At 64.8% G+C, this 17647-nt stretch carries 15 protein-coding genes; 5 read left to right on the top strand and 10 right to left on the bottom strand.

Annotation, left to right across the window (positions count from 1 at the left end):
• Positions 1-51 precede the first annotated feature (51 nt).
• Together XI04_RS07125 and XI04_RS07120 are read left to right on the top strand one after the other, a co-directional pair.
• Positions 52-903, top strand: coding sequence for an IclR family transcriptional regulator (locus XI04_RS07125; protein WP_271611543.1), 852 nt, complete (start codon positions 52-54; stop codon positions 901-903).
• 132 nt (positions 904-1035) lie between these two features.
• A complete protein-coding gene (locus tag XI04_RS07120; RefSeq protein ID WP_038970937.1) occupies positions 1036-1767 on the top strand; it encodes a DUF3750 domain-containing protein in 732 nt (243 codons plus the stop codon).
• Between the two features lie 41 nt (positions 1768-1808).
• Here the strand turns inward: XI04_RS07120 and rnz are convergent, their stop codons facing one another.
• From rnz to XI04_RS07100, 4 genes are read right to left on the bottom strand one after another with little or no spacing between them, the layout of a single operon-like run.
• Entirely contained in the window at positions 1809-2714 is a 906-nt protein-coding gene (gene rnz / locus XI04_RS07115) for a ribonuclease Z (protein ID WP_038970938.1), read from the bottom strand.
• A gap of 52 nt (positions 2715-2766) precedes the next feature.
• Positions 2767-3750: an antibiotic biosynthesis monooxygenase gene (locus XI04_RS07110; protein WP_212428884.1), complete on the bottom strand. Its 984-nt coding sequence runs from the start codon at positions 3748-3750 to the stop codon at positions 2767-2769.
• 10 nt (positions 3751-3760) lie between these two features.
• Positions 3761-5158 carry a guanine deaminase gene (gene guaD, locus XI04_RS07105; RefSeq protein ID WP_271608243.1) on the bottom strand — a complete coding sequence of 466 codons (1398 nt, stop codon included), beginning with the start codon at positions 5156-5158 and terminating at the stop codon, positions 3761-3763.
• A 15-nt stretch (positions 5159-5173) separates the two neighbouring features.
• Positions 5174-6391: a multidrug effflux MFS transporter gene (locus XI04_RS07100; protein ID WP_038946367.1), complete on the bottom strand. Its 1218-nt coding sequence runs from the start codon at positions 6389-6391 to the stop codon at positions 5174-5176.
• A gap of 519 nt (positions 6392-6910) precedes the next feature.
• On the opposite strand from XI04_RS07100, the gene XI04_RS07095 reads away from it, so the two are divergent.
• Complete coding sequence (locus XI04_RS07095) at positions 6911-8392, top strand: amidase (protein WP_271611542.1); 1482 nt, start codon at positions 6911-6913, stop codon at positions 8390-8392.
• Between the two features lie 34 nt (positions 8393-8426).
• Here XI04_RS07095 and XI04_RS07090 read toward each other — a convergent pair whose 3' ends face one another.
• Positions 8427-9032 carry a TetR/AcrR family transcriptional regulator gene (locus XI04_RS07090; protein ID WP_038946365.1) on the bottom strand — a complete coding sequence of 202 codons (606 nt, stop codon included), beginning with the start codon at positions 9030-9032 and terminating at the stop codon, positions 8427-8429.
• A gap of 198 nt (positions 9033-9230) precedes the next feature.
• Here XI04_RS07090 and XI04_RS07085 point away from each other — a divergent pair, with 198 nt between their 5' ends.
• Entirely contained in the window at positions 9231-10475 is a 1245-nt protein-coding gene (locus tag XI04_RS07085) for an efflux RND transporter periplasmic adaptor subunit (RefSeq protein WP_271608246.1), read from the top strand.
• Positions 10476-10639: 164 nt separating this feature from the next.
• On the top strand, positions 10640-13840 hold the full coding sequence (locus XI04_RS07080) for an efflux RND transporter permease subunit (RefSeq protein WP_038946363.1): 3201 nt from the start codon (positions 10640-10642) through the stop codon (positions 13838-13840).
• Here the strand turns inward: XI04_RS07080 and XI04_RS07075 are convergent.
• The 5 genes from XI04_RS07075 to XI04_RS07055 all read right to left on the bottom strand — a co-directional run bounded on the left by XI04_RS07075 (position 13837) and on the right by XI04_RS07055 (position 17585).
• Positions 13837-14565: a sulfite exporter TauE/SafE family protein gene (locus XI04_RS07075; protein WP_028145196.1), complete on the bottom strand. Its 729-nt coding sequence runs from the start codon at positions 14563-14565 to the stop codon at positions 13837-13839. The genes XI04_RS07080 and XI04_RS07075 overlap by 4 nt on opposite strands.
• A gap of 14 nt (positions 14566-14579) precedes the next feature.
• The gene (locus XI04_RS07070) at positions 14580-14825 is read right to left on the bottom strand and encodes a hypothetical protein (protein ID WP_240536293.1); all 246 of its coding nucleotides are present in this window, start codon (positions 14823-14825) and stop codon (positions 14580-14582) included.
• Positions 14752-14988 carry a hypothetical protein gene (locus XI04_RS07065; RefSeq protein WP_244429067.1) on the bottom strand — a complete coding sequence of 79 codons (237 nt, stop codon included), beginning with the start codon at positions 14986-14988 and terminating at the stop codon, positions 14752-14754. The genes XI04_RS07070 and XI04_RS07065 overlap by 74 nt, the downstream gene beginning before the upstream one ends.
• Positions 14989-15240: 252 nt before the next feature.
• Positions 15241-16359, bottom strand: coding sequence for a helix-turn-helix transcriptional regulator (locus XI04_RS07060; protein ID WP_271608247.1), 1119 nt, complete (start codon positions 16357-16359; stop codon positions 15241-15243).
• Between the two features lie 107 nt (positions 16360-16466).
• Positions 16467-17585, bottom strand: a complete 1119-nt coding sequence (locus tag XI04_RS07055) for a helix-turn-helix transcriptional regulator (protein WP_038970943.1) — start codon at positions 17583-17585, stop codon at positions 16467-16469.
• Between the last annotated feature and the right edge of the window lie 62 nt (positions 17586-17647).

Raw genomic sequence — 17647 nt, 5'->3', positions numbered from 1 at the left:
TTGCACCAGTCGTAAAATCAGCTTGCCGCCGCGTCAAGGGCGGTGGCTGTCATGGCAAGGCATTCGAGCATGGCCAAGGTCGAAAAGAAGGCCACGAAGCGCAAATCGGAATCGTCCCCGAAAAATCCCAAAAATCATGTCGCGTCCGTCGGCAAGGCCTTTGCCGTGCTCAAGAGCTTCAGCAGCGAAGCCTTCGAGCTCACCCTGAGTGAGATTGCCGCACGGGCAGATCTCGATCGCGGAACGGCGTTCCGGCTGATCCAGACCCTGACCGAGCTCGGCTATCTCCAGGCCGTGCCGCAGAGCCGCCGGTTCCGCCTCGGCGTTGCCTGCCTCGACCTCGGCTACACCGTGCTGTCGCACGGATCGCTAAGGCCGATGGTCGAGCCGTTGCTGCGCGATCTCGTGCCCGATGTCGGCGACGCGGCTTCGCTCGGCATCCTCGACGGCGGTGACGTGGTCTATCTCGCGCGCGTCGGCGCCGGCCTCGACCGCCACAAGATGGATCGCCGGCCCGGCACGCGCATTCCCGCCTATAGCGCCGCGCTTGGTCATGTCATGCTGGCACATCTGGCGCGTGACGAGCAGATCGAGCGACTGGAATCGCGCCCTCGCGTCAAACTGTCGGAGCGGACGCTGACCGATCTCTATGCCCTGCTCGCCCGGCTCGATCAGGTGAAGAAGAAAGGCCACGCCGTCTCCGACGGGGAGAACGCCTACGGCCTGCGCACGCTGGCAACGCCGATCTTCGACGCCCAGGGCCTCGTGATCGGGGGATTGAGCATCACGGTCGATGCCATGCGCATGGACATGCCGACGTTCCGTGACCAGGCGCTGCCGCGGCTGATGGAGCTGACCGGCCAGGTGCAGGATCTCGCGATCAAGTCGGGATTGACGAGCTGAGCGATCTCTTCGCGGATGTCCCGTGCGACCTCACAGCTGACGATCTGCATTCGAAGATCATTGTGAAAAAGCTTTCGCGACCTATATCCTCGAGACTTCCTTCCGAAACCCGATCTCGCCTTGCGAAGAGCCGTGCTCATTTTCTTCCTGCTCCTGTTCGTGCCGATCGGCCTATCGGCCGCGCGGTACTATTGGCTTGGAGATGGCCGCGGCAATTGGCAGACGGCTGACCGTTCCAGCGCAGGCCTGCTGCCGCCGGCTTCTTCCCATCCCGACGCCCTGATCCGGGTTTATGCGGCGCGAACGGTCCGGTGGCGAAGCATCTTCGCCGTCCACACCTGGATCGTCGTCAAGGAAAAGGATGCGACCAGCTACAGCCGATACGACTACACCGCGTGGGGCGAACCGATCCGGAGCAATGGCTTCGCCCCCGATGGAAGGTGGTTCGGCGCCCTGCCGGAAACCGTCGTCGCCGTAGATGGGTCGCGGGCCGAGCTCCTCATCCCCAGGATTCGGACCGTGATCGAGACCTACAAGTTTCGAACCTACGGCGACTACAGCGCCTGGCCGGGACCGAATTCAAACACCTTCGTTCAAGCCGCGCTCGATGCCGTGCCGGAACTTCGCGCGGTTCTGCCGCCGACCGCGATCGGCAAGGATTATCCCTATTCCGGGGAATGGATTGGGCTGACCGCCTCGCGCACCGGCTTCTATGCCTCGCTCTTCGGCTATCTCGGCCTGACCCTCGGATGGGTTGAAGGCCTCGAGGTCAACTTCTTCGGCGCCGTGCTCGGCCTCGACATCCGCCGGCCCGCCGTCAAGCTGCCGGGCATCGGCCGCCTCGGTGTTGCCGCCGGTCTGTAGAGCCGGCCGAGACGGCGATTGGCGATGTCTCGTCGCGATGGCTAGATCACGATGTGATCGAAGTCGGCGGCGATCCGGCTGTTCGGAAAGATCCGCGCCGCCTCCGCGAAAATCTCTTCGTCCTCATAGCGTCCCGACATATGGGTCAGCACGAGCTGCTTCACATTGCTCGCCGCCGCAAACGACGCCGCTTCTGCCGCGGTGAGATGGCCGTAATCCCGCGCGGTTGGCGCGTCACGATCGAGGAACGTTGCCTCGATCACCAGCATGTCGGCATCAACGACGTGTTGCGCCAGCCCCTCGGTGGTTTCGGTGTCGCCGATCACGACGAGTTTCCTGCCGCCGCTCGGCGGCCCCAGGACGTCTTCCGGATCGATCGTTTGATCGCCCTCGATTACGACTGCCCGGCCTGCGGCCAGCTCGCCGCGCAAGGGACCGTCGGGAACGCCAAGCGCCGCCAGCCGATCCGGCTGAAGGTGGCGGCGAGCGGGGCTTTGGAAGACGAATCCAAAACTGTCGGTGTCGCGATGGCGGACCGGAAAGCAGTCGATGGTGAAATCACCGGCGTCGACGAACCGTCCTGCGGCCAACGAGGCGAACTCCACTGGGAGCGGCGCCCTGCCCGCGCCCCACAAGCCGGCCAGCATCTGGATGACCGTATCAAGCGTCGATGGGCCACCATGAACCATCATCACCTCGGCGCTCTGCCGCAAACGTAGCGTCGAGAACAGGCCGGGGATGCCGAGCACATGATCGAGATGGGCATGCGTCAGCAGAATGCGGTCGAGCCGTCGAAAACCTGCGCCACTGCGCAGCAACTGGCGCTGCGTGCCCTCGCCGCAATCGACCAGCATGCGCTGTCCGGCAGCCTCGATCAGCAGGGCCGGATGGTTGCGTTCCGCGGAGGGAACGCTCGCCGAGGTGCCGAGGAATGTCAGGGCAAACATGGTCGTCGATGTCCAGCGACCGCCCCTCTCCGCGACGGTACGGTGGACGGTCTCACCGTCCCCAATGCCACGCAAGCAACAGCGCGTACAGCCCCATCGAAGCGGCGTAGAGCGCGGCAAGAAGTGCATAGCCCGCGATCTGGCGACTGATCGCCGCCTTCGGCGCGACCCACCAGTCGAGTGCCTTGAAGGCCGCGGGCACGAGCCACCAGCCGAGCAGCTGGGTGCTGACGAGATTGCCGACGAACAGCGACAGCCAGATCGGTACGCCATGGCTGTCGATCAGGGGCCGGCTGACGAAAGTGCCCCAGAGATAGACCACGGGGTAGAGCACCAGGAGGACGATGAGGTTGCTCTTCCAGATCATGGCCGGGCCCTGCTCGGGAGCCCCAGTCTTGCCGGCCGGAAACCAGAAATTGAAGCCGTAGCTCGCGCGCTTCACGTTCATGCCGGCGTTGAAGCGCTCGCCCTCTTTCAGCAGGGTCTGACGGACGGGCGAGCCAAGCCATGCATTGAGGTTGGCATCGCTGTCGAACGACAGGATGACGATCCATTCGTCGCGCAAGCCTGGAATCGGCCGCTCGATCTTGTGACGCAAAAATCCCTTGAACTCGGCCTCCGCGGCCTGGATGCGCTGCTGCCATTTCAGAAACGCGTCCTCGAGTCCATCCGGCACCTTGAAGGAGATGACGGCCGACACCGCGCTGTCACGCTGAACGCCGGTGTCGGGCAGGATGTGGACATCCTCCGACCCGACGAAGAAGCGCTGCACCTCTGCGATCAGCTTCGCCCGCACCTCGCTCTGGAGCCAGGCGCGCGCCGCGGCCGGACTGGCAAAACGCAAAATCGTCACCCAGTCGACATGCGCCGGCGGTTGCGGCGGCACCACCTCCTGCCCCAGGAAGCCGGGCCAGGCCTTCAGCGCCTCGCCCACCTCGCCGTTCCACCGCGCGAACGCGGCAAAGCCCTCGTCAGCGATGCGGCGCTGGATGACGAGGGCGACCGGCTGGCCGGCCGTGTCAGGAGATGTGCTCATCGCGGCGGCTTCAGCTTTTTTTGTAGAGACGCTTGCCCATCACCCAGGTCTCGTCGACGCAGCGATCGTCGCCGACCATCATCACGGCGAACAGCATGCTGGCGGCCTCGTCCATCGTGCGCGGGCCGGCGCCCTCGGCGATCAGCGATTGGTGCCACGCTTGGGCGATCTGCCCGCCGTTCGGATCGAGCGCAACGAAATCGGCTTCTTTGCCGGGCTCGAAATTACCAAGCTTGTCGTCGATGTAGAGGCCCTCGGCACCGCCAAGCGTGATCGACCAGAAGCCGCGATAGGGCGAGAGCTTGTTGCGCTCGGCTTCCGCAAGGTCCTTCCGCGTGGGATCGATGCTGCCGTCGAGCAGCGTGTTGTTGCACATGCCGACCTTGTAGGCGTCGTCGAGCACGGAGATCATCGAGAAGCGGTTGCCGCCGCCGACATCGGTGCCAAACGACATCTTCACGCGATGCTCCGGATCGGTGGCGCGGCCGAGGCGGAACAGGCCGCTGCCGAGGAACAGGTTCGAGCACGGACAGAACACCACCGCCGCGCCCTTCTTCGACATGCGCCGGAATTCGTTGTTCGAGAGATAGACGCCATGGCCGCCGGAGAACTTCGGCCCGACGAGGTCGAACTTCTCGTAGACGCCGAGATAGTCCTCGCAGTCCGGGTGCTCGACCAGCACGCCACTGCATTCAGCCGGGTTCTCGGAGATGTGGGTGTTGACCCAGCAGTCCGGATGCTCGTGCTTGAGGCGCTGGCACGCCTTGAGCAATTCCGGCGAGGCACCGAAGGCGAAGCGCGGCGTGATGGCGTAGAGGTTGCGGCCCTTGTTGTGATACTCTGCGATCAGCCGCTTGCTGTCGCGATAGAAATTCTCCGGAGTATCGATGAAGTCCGCCGGCGCGTTGCGATCGATGCCGGTGAGGCCCGCGATGACGCGCATGTTGCGGCGGGCCGCTTCCTCGAACAGTTCCTCGGTTGAAACGGGCGAGGAGCTCGTGAAGGCCTGGCAGGTGGTGGTGCCGGACGCGAGCAACGCGTCGAGGAAACGCTTGACGCCCTCGCGCGCGTAGTTGCGATCCCGGTACTTCAGCTCTTCCGGATAGACCCATTTCTGGAGCCACGGCAGGAGCTGCTCGCCATAGGCCCCGAGCACGCGGGTCTGCGGCAGATGGATGTGGCCGTCGATGAAGCCCGGGACGATAATGCGGTCCTTGATGTGGGTGATCTCGACGCCGGGATGCGCGGCGGCGATCGTCTCGTAGGGTCCGAACGCCTTGATGACGCCATCGGTGACGATCATGAGACCGTCCTGGTGAAAGCGCGCGGCGGCCTGCTCGTTGCCGACATGCTTCCAGGGATCGTCGACGAAGTCGAAGAACGTGCCGCGAATACCGACCGTGGTCATGATTGGGTCCCTTTCTTAAGACTGTGTGGCTTGGCGCACTGACGGCAGCGACATCGCGAGCAACGTGCCCGCGATGGCGCAGAGGCCGAGATAGAGCCATCCGATCGGCGCCTGCGTTGCCTCAGGCAACACTGCCGCGATCGCCATGGCGCCGCTCACGGCGAGATAGCAGAGCGCGCTGATCAGACCGCCGATCAGGCCGTGGTCGCGTTCGAACAGGCCGAGCGCCATGCCGTACATCATCGGGCACAGCACGCCGCAGCCGCCGAGCACCAGCGCACCGCCGATCGTGATCGACGCGAAATCGAGACCGACGACCATGCCTGTTACGGTCAGCACGGCGGAGCCGGCGAGAAACAGCGCGAAGGCACCGAAGCCCAGCAGGCGCGCCGGCATGAAGCGCGCAAAATGCGCGCAGCCGAGCTCGCCGGCGAGATTGACCCCGCCGAGGCCGAGCGCGACGAGGCCGTAGATCGCCGCCGAGTAACCGAGGCCGGTCTGGTAGAAGAACGGCGCGACGACGCCGAACGCCAGCTGCGCGCTCGCCGCCGCGGCGAAGACCAGCACGAAAGCCAAAAAGCCTGGACGGACCAGCGCCTCGCGCAAGATACCCGCCGTGCGCCGCGGATCGAACGGCGCGCGCCGCTCCGACGGCAATGTCTCGGGCAGAAGAAACACGACGATCGCAGCGACGATGGCCGCGGCAATCGCAATGATGACGAAGACACCGCGCCAGGACGTCAGCTCGACGATGAAGCCGCCGGCCGCGGGCGCGAGCACCGGCGCCAGCCCCCAGGCCGCGCCAAGCAGGCCGGAGATCGCGGTGAGCTCACGGCCGCGATAGCAATCGGCCGCAACCGCATAGGCCACGACGAGGCAGGTGCAGCCGCCGATCCCTTGCAGGAAGCGCAAGCCCAGCAGCAGCGAGGCGCTGGTGGCGAGCGCGCAGGCGATGCTCATCGCGATCAGCACCGACAGGCCTGCGAGCAGGACGTTGCGGCGGCCCAGCGTGTCGGAGGCGATGCCGACCGGCACCAGCGCCAGACTCATGCCGAGCATGTAGGCGGTGACGGTGTTCTGCATCGAGGCGGGATCGGCGGCGAGATCCACCACCATCTGCGGCAGGCCGGGCGTATAGGCATCGAGCGGAATCTGGCTGAACGGCACGACGCACAGCAGGATCGGCACGATCCCGCGCTTCGCGCAACCGGCGTCCGAAGCAAGTGCGGTCATGAGCAACGCCCCCTTGATCTCCGCGAGCCCCGTCTTTTCGTGCGCGCAGTGAGACGCGACGATGCAGGTTGCGGGAACTTTGACGCGCGGGAGCGTGCCAGAACTGTGTGTAAGAATTCTTAGGAGCACCCGTATCGATACGGCCTTTGATGATGCCCTGGCCGGGGGACGCCCAAACAAAAAACGCGAAAACAACCCCATGCAAAGTACAAATCATTGAAGAATTTCGCGCCGCACTCCGCCAGGGCCTGCCCGCGCGGACGTTTGACACGTCGGGCAAAGCAGGCGCTGACTCGCCTGATGGCCGATTGTGGATCCCGCCAACGCGCCGGTCCGTTAACGGGGCGGAAGGCATAGCTGCTTCGAAGCCCGGGCCTCCGCACCGGTGCCCCCGGCAAGCAGATCTGGTGCCCGTTGCGCCGCCTCCTCATCCCCCTTTCAAAATCGCATGTTCGGTGCCCCGAGCGATCTGCAGCGGGGATAGTGTAGATGCCGCGATGAGAGACATCGGAGTTCGTGATGACCGCAGATGCTGCTGACCTGAACTACGGCTCGATCAGAGCACTGGCGAGCGCCCTGCACGCGCGCAAGATATCTGCCTCGGAATTGCTCGAACACACGATCGCGCGCATCGAGGCACTGGACGGGCGGATCAACGCGGTCATCGTGCGCGATTTCGACCGCGCGAGAGCGGCCGCGCGCGCCGCCGATGCCGCGCTTGGACGCGGCGAGCAACGGCCATTGCTCGGCATCCCCGTGACCTTGAAAGAACCCTTCAACGTCGCGGGCCTGCCGACGAATTGGGGCTTTCCGCATTTCAGGGATTTCCAGCCGGCGGAGGATGCCCTCGTCGTCTCGCGATTGAAGGCGGCCGGCGCCGTCGTCATCGGCAAGACCAACATCCCGATCGGGCTCAGGGATTTCCAGAGCTACAACGAGATCTATGGGACGACCAACAACCCCTGGGACCTCGGCCGGTCGCCCGGCGGTTCCTCTGGCGGATCAGGCGCGGCACTGGCTGCCGGCTTCGGTCCATTCTCCATCGGCTCGGATATCGGCGGCTCGATCCGGGTCCCCTCGCATTTCTGCGGCGTGTTCGGACACAAGCCGAGCCTCGGCCTGGTCCCGCTGCGCGGATACAGCCTGCCGCCGGCACCGCCCGTCCCCGGCCAGGGCGATCTCGCGGTCGTTGGGCCGATGGCGCGCACAGCTTCGGACCTTGCGCTGGCGCTCGACGTGATCGCCGGCCCGGACGAGACGCGCGACGGCGTCGGCTACCGCCTCGCGCTGCCGGCCCCGCGCCACGACCGGCTCCGGGATTTCAGGATCCTCGTGGTCGACACGCATCCACTGATGCCGACGGGCGACGCGGTGCGCTCAGCCATTGGACGATTGGCCGAGCGGCTCGAGCGTTCCGGGGCGCGTGTCGCGCGCTCAAGCACGGCGCTGCCCGATCTCGCGGACTCCGCGCGGCTCTACATGAGGCTGCTGAACGCCGCGCGAAGTCCGCGCCTCACAACGGTCGCCCTCGCCGAGGCGCAAGGAGCTGCCGCCGCACTCTCCCCCGACGACCGCAGCCTGCAGGCCGAGCGCGCCCGCGGCTGGGGCATGATCCATCGCGAATGGCTCGCGACCGATGCGGCGCGTCTGCAGCTGCAGCAACGGTGGCAAGAGCTATTTCGTGACTTCGATGCCGTGATCTACCCGGCCGCCGCCGTGCCGGCCTTTCCGCATGATCATTCCGAGCCGTTCGACGCCCGGCAGCTCGACATCGATGGACGGCTCTACAACTACTCCGATGCGTGCTTCATCTGGGCCGACCCCGCTTCCACCTGCGGGTTACCTGCGACCGCCGTTCCGATCGAACGTACGTCGTCGGGCCTGCCGGTCGGCGTCCAGATCATCGGGCCCTATCTGGAGGATCGTACGACGATGGCGCTCGCCGGACTGATCGAGCGCGAGTTCGGCGGCTTCGTGCCGCCGCCGGCGCTGTCTGCATGATCCGCGGGATGACAGCCGACGGCACTTACAGCCATCACGTTCGGTCGGCCGACTGCGCCTCGACCGCCTGCACGGCGACATGAGCCACCTGTCGCAGCGCTTCGCGGTCCGCGCCCGAGGATGCCATCACCCCCATGCCGACCGCGACCGCCGAGACGTAGCGCGCGAGCGCGGCGGGGTCGGCGCTCTCCTTGAGATCGCCATCGGCCTTGGCACGAACAAAACGGTCGCGGAGCTGGTCCTCGTTCTGGGCGCGGCGGGCGGCGAGCTCGAACGGGACGTTTTCGGAGCCGGTACCGCAGGCGATGCCGCCCTGCACGAGCAGGCAGCCGGGCGGATTGGCGGGATCGGTCTGCTTCTCGGCGATGCCCATCAGCATCCGTTCGGCGACGTCACGGGCGGTGGATGCGGCCACCACCTCGTCCATCCAGACGCCGCGCAGCTTGGTGTAGCGATCGAGCGCAGCCTTCAGCAGACCTTCCTTATTGCCGAAACAGGCATAGAGGCTGGGCGGATTAATGCCCATGGCCTCGGTCAGTTGCGCGATGGTGGCACCCTCATAGCCATGGCGCCAAAACACTTCCATCGCCTGGTCCAACGCCGTTTCGGCGTTGAATTCGCGGGGGCGTCCCATGCGCATGTGCCTGTCTCCTCGGAACCGGCGGCTGGTATCAGCTTAACGCCGGTCCTATCTAGTTGTTCTGGCTTTCTTTTTCTTGTGTCTTCCAATCGTCGCGGTATCGGCGTACATTTTTCTTAGTGAATGGTACATAAGTATCTTGCACTGCGAGATCCAGCTCCACATCTGTAGTGAACACTACATATCTGGAGCGCGCAAATGCCCCCCTCCCAACATACCTCCCACACCGGCCGTCTCCGCCGCCTTCTTGGTGGCGTCGCCATCGTGGGCGCCCTCGCCGTAGCCGGTACGATTGCGACCGGCCACTATCTTCGTTCCGCCCAGGCAACCGCAACGGCCGCCGCGGCTGAACAGGCGGTGCCCGTCACCGTCGCCATGATAGAGCCGCGGCAGACCGCGCTGTGGGACGACTTCTCCGGCCGGTTGGAAGCCATCAACCGCGTCGAGCTCCGCCCGCGTGTCGCCGGTGCGATCCTTGCGACCAACTTCACCGAAGGCGCGCTGGTGAAGGCTGGCGACGTGCTGTTCAAGATCGATCCGGCGCCTTACGCCGCCGAGGTCGACAAGGCCAACGCCCAGCTCGAGGCCGCAAAGGCGCGCGTGGTGTTCACCACCAGCGAGGTCGAACGCGGCGCGCAGCTGGTCGGCAACGCCGTCGTGACGCGCCGCGATTTCGACCAGCGCGAGAACGCCAACCGCGAAGCGATCGCCAACGTGAAGGCGGCCGAGGCAACGCTCCAGACTGCAAAGCTCAATCTCGACTACACCGAGGTGCGCGCGCCCGTGGACGGCCGCGTCGGCAAGATCGAGATCACCGTCGGCAATCTCGTCGCTGCCGGCACCGCCTCCCCGGTGCTGACCTCGCTGGTCTCGGTCAATCCGATCTATGCGTCGTTCGATGCGGACGAAGAGGTCGTGCTGCGTGCGCTGAACTCGATCGCGGACGCCAAGGGCGGACGCGGCAAGCTCGACCAGATCCCTGTGGAGATGGCGACCTCCGGCGGCCTCTCGGCGAAGGGCCACATCCAGCTCATCGACAACCAGGTCAACGGCCAGAGCGGCACCATTCGGGTGCGCGCGGTGTTCCGGAACGAGGACGGGCGTCTGATCCCCGGCCAGTTCGCCCGCGTGCGCATGGGCCAGCCGAAGCAGCAGACGCTGGTGATGATCGATGAGCGCGCGATCGGCACCGATCAGGACAAGAAGTTCGTGATGGCGGTCGGCGACGACAGCCGCGCGGTCTACCGTCCGATCACGCTCGGCAGCGCCGTCGACGGGCTTCGCATCGTCACCTCGGGCCTGAAGTCCGGCGATCGTATCGTCGTCAACGGTCTGCAGCGCGTGCGTCCGGGCGCCCTCCTCAAGACGGAGGTCGCAGCGATGGGCGCGCGTGGGCAGCAAGCAGCTTCCAACCACAGCAACCAGGACGTGGTGCAACGCTAATGTTCTCTGTCATCCCGGGGCGCGCATAGCGCGAACCCGGGATCTCGAAGTTACGAAACTCCGACCACCTCACCTCTGGATTCCGGGCTCGCGGGCTTCGCCCACGCCCCGGAATGACGGCGGAGCTGTCGGAGACGCACAAGATATTGCCCAGGGGCAAAGCCATGAATCTCTCGAAATTCTTCATCGATCGTCCGATTTTTGCCGGCGTGCTGTCGGTCCTGATTTTCCTTGCCGGCCTGATCTCGCTGTTCGCGATGCCGATCTCGGAATATCCGGACGTGGTGCCGCCGTCGGTCCTGGTGCGCGCCACCTATCCCGGCGCCAATCCCAAGGTGATCGCGGAGACGGTAGCGACCCCGATCGAGGAGCAGATCAACGGCGTCGAGAACATGCTCTACATGTCGAGCCAGGCGACCACCGACGGCGCGATGACGCTGACGGTGACGTTCCGGCTCGGCACCGATCCCGACAAGGCGACGCAGCTGGTGCAGAACCGCGTGCAGCAGGCCGAGCCGCGCCTGCCGGCCGTGGTGCGCCAGCTCGGCATCGTCACCAAGAAGTCCTCGCCCGACCTCACCATGGTCGTGCATCTGTTGTCGCCGAACGGCCGCTACGACATGACCTATTTGCGCAACTACGCGGTGCTCAACGTCAAGGACCGCCTGGCGCGGATCGACGGCGTCGGCGACGTCCAGCTCTACGGCGCCGGTGACTATTCGATGCGGGTCTGGGTCGATCCGCAGAAGGCGGCCGAGCACGGCCTGACCGCGAGCGACATCGTCAAATCGATCCAGGCGCAGAACGTCGAGGCCGCCGCCGGCGTCGTCGGCTCCTCCCCGAACGTGCAGGGCATCGACCTGCAACTGTCCGTCAATGCGGAAGGCCGGCTCTCCAGCGAAGAGCAATTCGGCGACATCGTGGTCAAGACCGGCACGCGCGGCGAGGTCGTGCGGCTGCGCGACGTCGCGCGGATCGAGCTCGGCGCCTCGCAATATGGCCTGCGCTCGCTGCTCGACAACAAGCAGGCGGTGGCGATCCCGATCTTCCAGGCGCCGGGCTCCAACGCGCTGCAGATCTCAGACAACGTCCGCGCCACCATGGCCGAGATCAAGAAGAACATGCCGGAAGGCGTGTCTTATCAGATCGTCTACGACCCCACCCAGTTCGTGCGCTCCTCGATCGAGGCCGTCATCCACACGCTGCTGGAAGCGATCGCGCTGGTGGTGCTGGTGGTGATCCTGTTCCTCCAGACCTGGCGGGCCTCGATCATTCCGCTGCTGGCCGTGCCGGTGTCGATCGTCGGCACGTTCGCGGTGATGCACGTGTTCGGCTTCTCCATCAACGCGCTCAGCCTGTTCGGCCTCGTGCTCGCGATCGGCATCGTCGTCGACGACGCCATCGTCGTGGTCGAGAATGTCGAGCGCAACATCGAGGCCGGGCTGTCGCCGCGCGACGCCACCTATCAGGCCATGCGCGAGGTGTCGGGCCCGATCATCGCCATCGCCATGGTGCTGATCGCGGTGTTCGTGCCCCTGGCCTTCATCTCCGGCCTCACCGGACAGTTCTACAAGCAGTTCGCACTCACGATCGCGATCTCGACCGTGATCTCGGCGGTCAACTCGCTGACGCTGTCGCCGGCGCTGTCGGCGCTGCTGCTCAGGGGACACAACGAGCCGAAGGACCGGCTGACGCTCATCATGGAAAAGAGCCTTGGCTGGTTCTTCCGCGGCTTCAACAAGGCCTTCACGCGCTCCTCGGATAATTACAGCGGAACCGTCACCAAGGTGATCTCGGGCAAGGCCGCAGTGATGGGGCTCTACGTGGTCCTGGTCGGCCTCACCGCCCTCTTGTTCCAGCAGGTGCCGAGCGGCTTCGTGCCGGGCCAGGACAAGCAATATCTGGTCGGCTTTGCGCGCCTGCCCGATGGCGCAACGCTCGACCGCACCGAAGAGGTCATCCGCAAGATGAGCGACGTCGCGCTGACCCAGCCTGGTGTGGAGAGCTCCGTGGCTTTCCCCGGTCTGTCGATCTCCGGCTTCACCAACTCGTCCAATGCCGGCATCGTGTTCTCGACGCTCAAGCCATTCGACGAGCGCAAGGGCCCGGCCCTGAGCGGGAATGCCATCGCGGCCGACCTGAACAAGAAGTACGCCGGCATCCAGGAGGCCTTCATCGCCATGTTCCCGCCGCCGCCGGTCAATGGTCTCGGCACCATCGGCGGCTTCAAGCTCCAGATCGAGGACCGCGCCGGCCTCGGCTATGAGGCCTTGAACGAAGCGACGAAATCGTTCATGGCGGCGATGCAGAAGGCGCCGGAGATCGCGGGCGTGTTCTCGAGCTTCCAGGTCAACGTACCCCAGCTCTTCGCCGACATCGACCGCACCAAGGCGCTGCAGCTTGGCGTGCCCGTGACTGAAGTCTTCAACACGCTGCAGATCTACCTCGGGTCCTACTACGTCAACGACTTCAACAAGTTCGGCCGCACCTACTCGGTCTATGTGCAGGCCGACGCGCCGTTCCGCGCACGCGCCGACGACATCAGGCAGTTGAAGGTGCGCTCGTCCTCGGGCGACATGGTGCCGTTGTCGGCGCTGCTCAATATCCGCCAGAGCGCGGGACCGGAGCGTGCGATCCGCTACAACGGATTCCTGTCGTCCGATATCAACGCCGCCGCCGCCCCCGGCTTCTCGTCGGGCCAGGCGCAGGAGGCGGCAACCCGGATCGCGGCGGAGACGTTGCCACCCGGCTTTGCCTTCGAATGGACCGACCTGACCTATCAGGAGTTCATCGCCGGCAATTCCGGCCTCTGGGTGTTTCCGCTGGCGATCCTGCTGGTGTTCCTGGTGCTGGCCGCACTCTACGAGAGCCTGACCCTGCCGCTCTCGATCATCATGATCGTGCCGATGGGCCTGCTCGCCGCCATGTTCGGCGTCTGGATCTCCAAGGGCGACAACAACGTCTTCACCCAGATCGGCCTGATCGTTCTCGTGGGGCTCTCGGCCAAGAACGCGATCCTGATCGTCGAGTTCGCGCGTGAGCTCGAATTCGCCGGGCGCACGCCGATCCGCGCCGCGATCGAGGCGAGCCGCTTGAGGCTTCGCCCGATCCTGATGACGTCGATGGCCTTCATCATGGGCGTGCTGCCGCTGGTGCTCTCGACCGGCGCGGGCTCGGAGATGCGGCGAGCCATGGGCGTGGCCGTGTTCTCCGGCATGATCGGCGTCACCGTGTTCGGCCTGTTCCTGACGCCGGTGTTCTATGTGCTGCTGCGGACCGTGACCGGTAACAAGCCGCTGGTGCATCACGGCAGCGACATCGGCGCGGCGCCGGTCCAGGGACTTCACGAAGTCCAAGGACACTAGATCAGGGATATCCCCGACACGAGCAACAGAACGAGCACGGTCTTGCGAAAGACCGTCTCGTTGACCCGGTGGAAAGCGATCACGCCAAGCGCCGAGCCGGCGAACAACGCCGGCAGGCTGACAGCAAGGTCGACGAAGACCTTTGACGACAGGTCCTGATGCCCGACCAGCAGCGCGATGGCAAACAGCTGCATTGCCGCGATGAACGGCTGCACCAGGCCGCGCTGCTCGCTCTTGGGCATACCGCGCATGTCGCACCAGATCGTCGGGATTGCGCCCGGCATCGCCGTCAGCCCGCCGACGAGCCCTCCTCCAAATCCGATCAGCGCCACCCAGTGCCGGCCGACGGCCTCTCCGGCCGTGACCAGCGTCGGCCGCAGCAGCATATACGCGGCATAGAGCGCGACGATGATGCCGAAGCCGCGCCTGAGCAGATGCGTATCCGCGCTCTGCAACAGCGACACCGCGATGGGAACGCCGATCAATCCGCCGACGATCAGCAGCAGACTGCCCTCCCAACGGATGCTGCGCCGGAGCGCCCACAGATTGGTCGCCTGCACGCCGATGCTGCAAGCCATCATCAACGGCACGGCTTCGAGCGGCTGAAACATCCGCAGCAGGATCGTGCCCGCGACCGCCGAAAACGCGAAACCCGAGAGCCCCGAAACGAAGGCGCCGGCGAAGACGGCAACGCTAAGCAGAATCAGAGTCGTGACATCAGGCACGGACCGTCCTCCGGTCAATCGTAGGGGATCTGCGGAACGGCGACATCCGGGGTGTCCGTGCAGGCCGCCGGTTCGCGTGGAAACGACATTTGCATCGCGTGGGCGTGGGATCGTTCCAGAAGCGCCAGCCCGACCAGCTGAAGAGCGACGAGCGCCCCGGTCAGCGCAATCGCGACGATGTTGAAATTACGCGCGCTCGTAGGCGGGCTCGCCGGCGGCGCGCTCGCGCGCATCAGATCCGTGGGCATTTCCTGAAACATCCTCTTGCTTGCTGACCGGAATGATTTCGTTCAAAGGCAATGTGTCGCCGGGCTGCGCCAGCAAATGGTGATAGCGTTGCAATGCGCGCTGCGCGTCGATCTTACGCTGCTCGCGGAACACGGCGCCGATGCGAGCGACGATGTCGCGGAACTTGTCGGCCATGGCAAGTGACGTCCTTCGCATGACGACCTCCTCTCAACCTGTGCGAGAGAATGATGAGATTCACCCCAGCGTGATGTGAGTTGCTTCACAAAGAAGTCTGATAGGTCGAACAAGAAATCGTGTGACGCGTCTGTAGAAGGATACGCAAAAAATCGCGTCATTCGATCGAATGACGCGCGATAACTTTCTAATGATGTCTCTCTTTGAACCTGTCGGCGTGCTGCAGCGAAGAGCCCGCGACGCGCCTGCGTGTCAGTGCAGAAGCGGATTGGAGAATCCCGCTGCAAGCTTGACGAGATCGGCCTGACGGGACACGCCGGTCTTGGCGAAGACGCGATGAAGATGCGTCTTCACCGTCGTCTCGGCGATCCCCAATGCGAGCGCGGTCTCCGGCACACCGCCGACCTCGACGATCGATTGCAGAACCCTGAGTTCCGCTGGCGTCAGCTCGAACGTGCGGTCGATCAGGCCGGCACATGAGCGGCTGTCGAGTTCCGCCTTCCAGACAAGCAAGGCCCCGACGGCCGATGTGCGCTCGGTCGCGCCATCGCGCAGCAGCGAGGGCAACGCAATCACGTGCGCGACGTAGTGCGAACCGTCGTGCGACGTCAGAGGGATCTTTCGACCTTCAGCGGCCGCCAAGGCCACCTCTCCGGGATCGTGGAAGATATTGCGCAGGGCCAGATTGGCCTCGGAGGATCTCGTCACCAGCCTGCCCGAGATCGAGCGCAGGACATCGTCCGCGGCCAGGATCGTCTCGGCCGCCGGATTGCTGTGGACGATCCGGCAGGCTGCATCGAGCAGGACGACGCCGGCATTCAGGCGGTCCACGACGTCGGCCAGCGCGGTCGCGCGCTGCTGCTTCCGCTCGATCGCGCGGTTGATCATGAGCGCGCGGCTCGCATGCGGGACCAGGAACTGCATTCGCGCGCGCTGCTCGGCGCCCAGCATCTCCCTGCCCGGGATGACGGTCAGCAACATCGGGCACGGCGACTTCGACTGCTCCAGCACCACATTGGCGACGTCGATGCAGCCCTGCGGGCGCAGCCATTCCTGATAGAAACGCCCGCGGCGGTACTCGTCGAAATTCACGAGGTCCGGAATGTTGCGCACCTCGCCATACCCAGGAAGTTGGGCGAGCGGATCGTACCGGGAGTAGGTTTTGGAATAGAGCTGGATGTAGTGGGGATCGACTCCGCAATAATAGTGGGTCGCCCCGGACTTGCTGACCGTATCCTTCGAAATCAGGCCGCAGGCCTGGCTGCCGATGAACGCATTGAGCTTGACCACGACGTCGCTCCACAACTCAGGGTGGAGTCCTGCATCATAGATGCTCTCGATCAGCTCGGAATGTCGTGGAGGTCGGAGCATCGGAAGAGCCAATGGTCAAATTCGGAGATTTGCGGAATGATCTTCGTGCCCGGCGGCTCCTGTGAGTCTGTCGCGGGAGAAAAAGGTTCAACGCCGACGGCGGTTTGTCAGTGGACGAGCGGATTGGCAAATCCCGCCGCGAGCTTGACCAGATCGGCCTGCCGGGACACGCCAGTCTTGGCGAAGACGCGATGCAGATGCGTTTTCGCGGTCGTCTCCGCGATACCGAGCGCGGCCGCCGTCTCCGGGATGCCGCCGATCTCGACGATCGACAGGAACACGCGGAGCTCCGCCGGCGTCAGCTCGAAAGTTCGCGCGATCAATTCGCCGCAGGATTGTCCACCGAGCGACACCTTGCGCACAAGCAGCGCACCGGCGGCATCGACCATGCGCTCGCTGCCGTTGCGCAGCAAGGACGACAACGGCAGCATGTGAGCGACGTAGCGCTCGCCGGTGGCGGACAATAGCGGAATCGCATGGCCCCCTGCGGCAAGCGATGTGCCGTCGCGGCGGCCTGCAAACGCTTTGCGCAGCGCCTGATTGGCCTCAGTGCTGCTGGTCACGAGTTGCCCGGCAACGGACCGCACCAAATCATCGGCCGCGAGCAGGTCCTGACCGGCCGAATTCGCATGCACCAGGCGGCAGAAGCCGTCGAGCAGGAAGATCCCGACCGTCAAATTGTCGAGGACATCAGCCAGTGCCGTCGCCAGCGTCAGTTGCGCGGTCATGGCGCGGTTGATCAGCAGCGCGCGGCTGGCGTGCGGCACCAGCAGCGAGAGGCGCTGCTTCATGCGCCGATCGACCATGCGGCGGCCCGACAGCACGGTCATCATCACCGGGCAGTTCGCATTCGACATCTCGAGCACGACATTGGCCGCGTCGCTGCATCCCTGCGGCTGCATCCATTCCTGGTAGAAGCGCCCGCGCCGGTACTCTTCGAAATTGACGAGATCGGGAATGCTTACAATCCTGCCGTGTGGCGGCAGGACCGTCAGCGGATCGAACTTCGAATGGGTCTCGGCATAGAGCTGGATGTAGTGCGGGTCCGCCCCGCAATAGTAATGCGTGACACCGGATTTGCTGATCGAATCCTTCGAGAACAGCCCGCAGGCCTGGCCGCCGACGAAATCCCGGATGCCGGCCACCGCGCTATTCCACAGCGAAGGATCGAGCCCGGCATCGTAGATGGACTCGACGAGATCTGGCAGCTTTTGCGATCCGTGCATGGCTCAAATTGGCACTGAATGATCAATGCCGGGGAGCATAACACAACCGTAGCATGCGACAT

Origin of the sequence: Bradyrhizobium sp. CCBAU 11430 (genome assembly GCF_028128855.1) — a bacterium.
GTDB classification, from domain to species: Bacteria; Pseudomonadota; Alphaproteobacteria; order Rhizobiales; family Xanthobacteraceae; genus Bradyrhizobium; species Bradyrhizobium ottawaense.
Note: the sequence above shows the minus strand (reverse complement) of the source record. Positions and strands in the feature narration are given on the sequence as shown.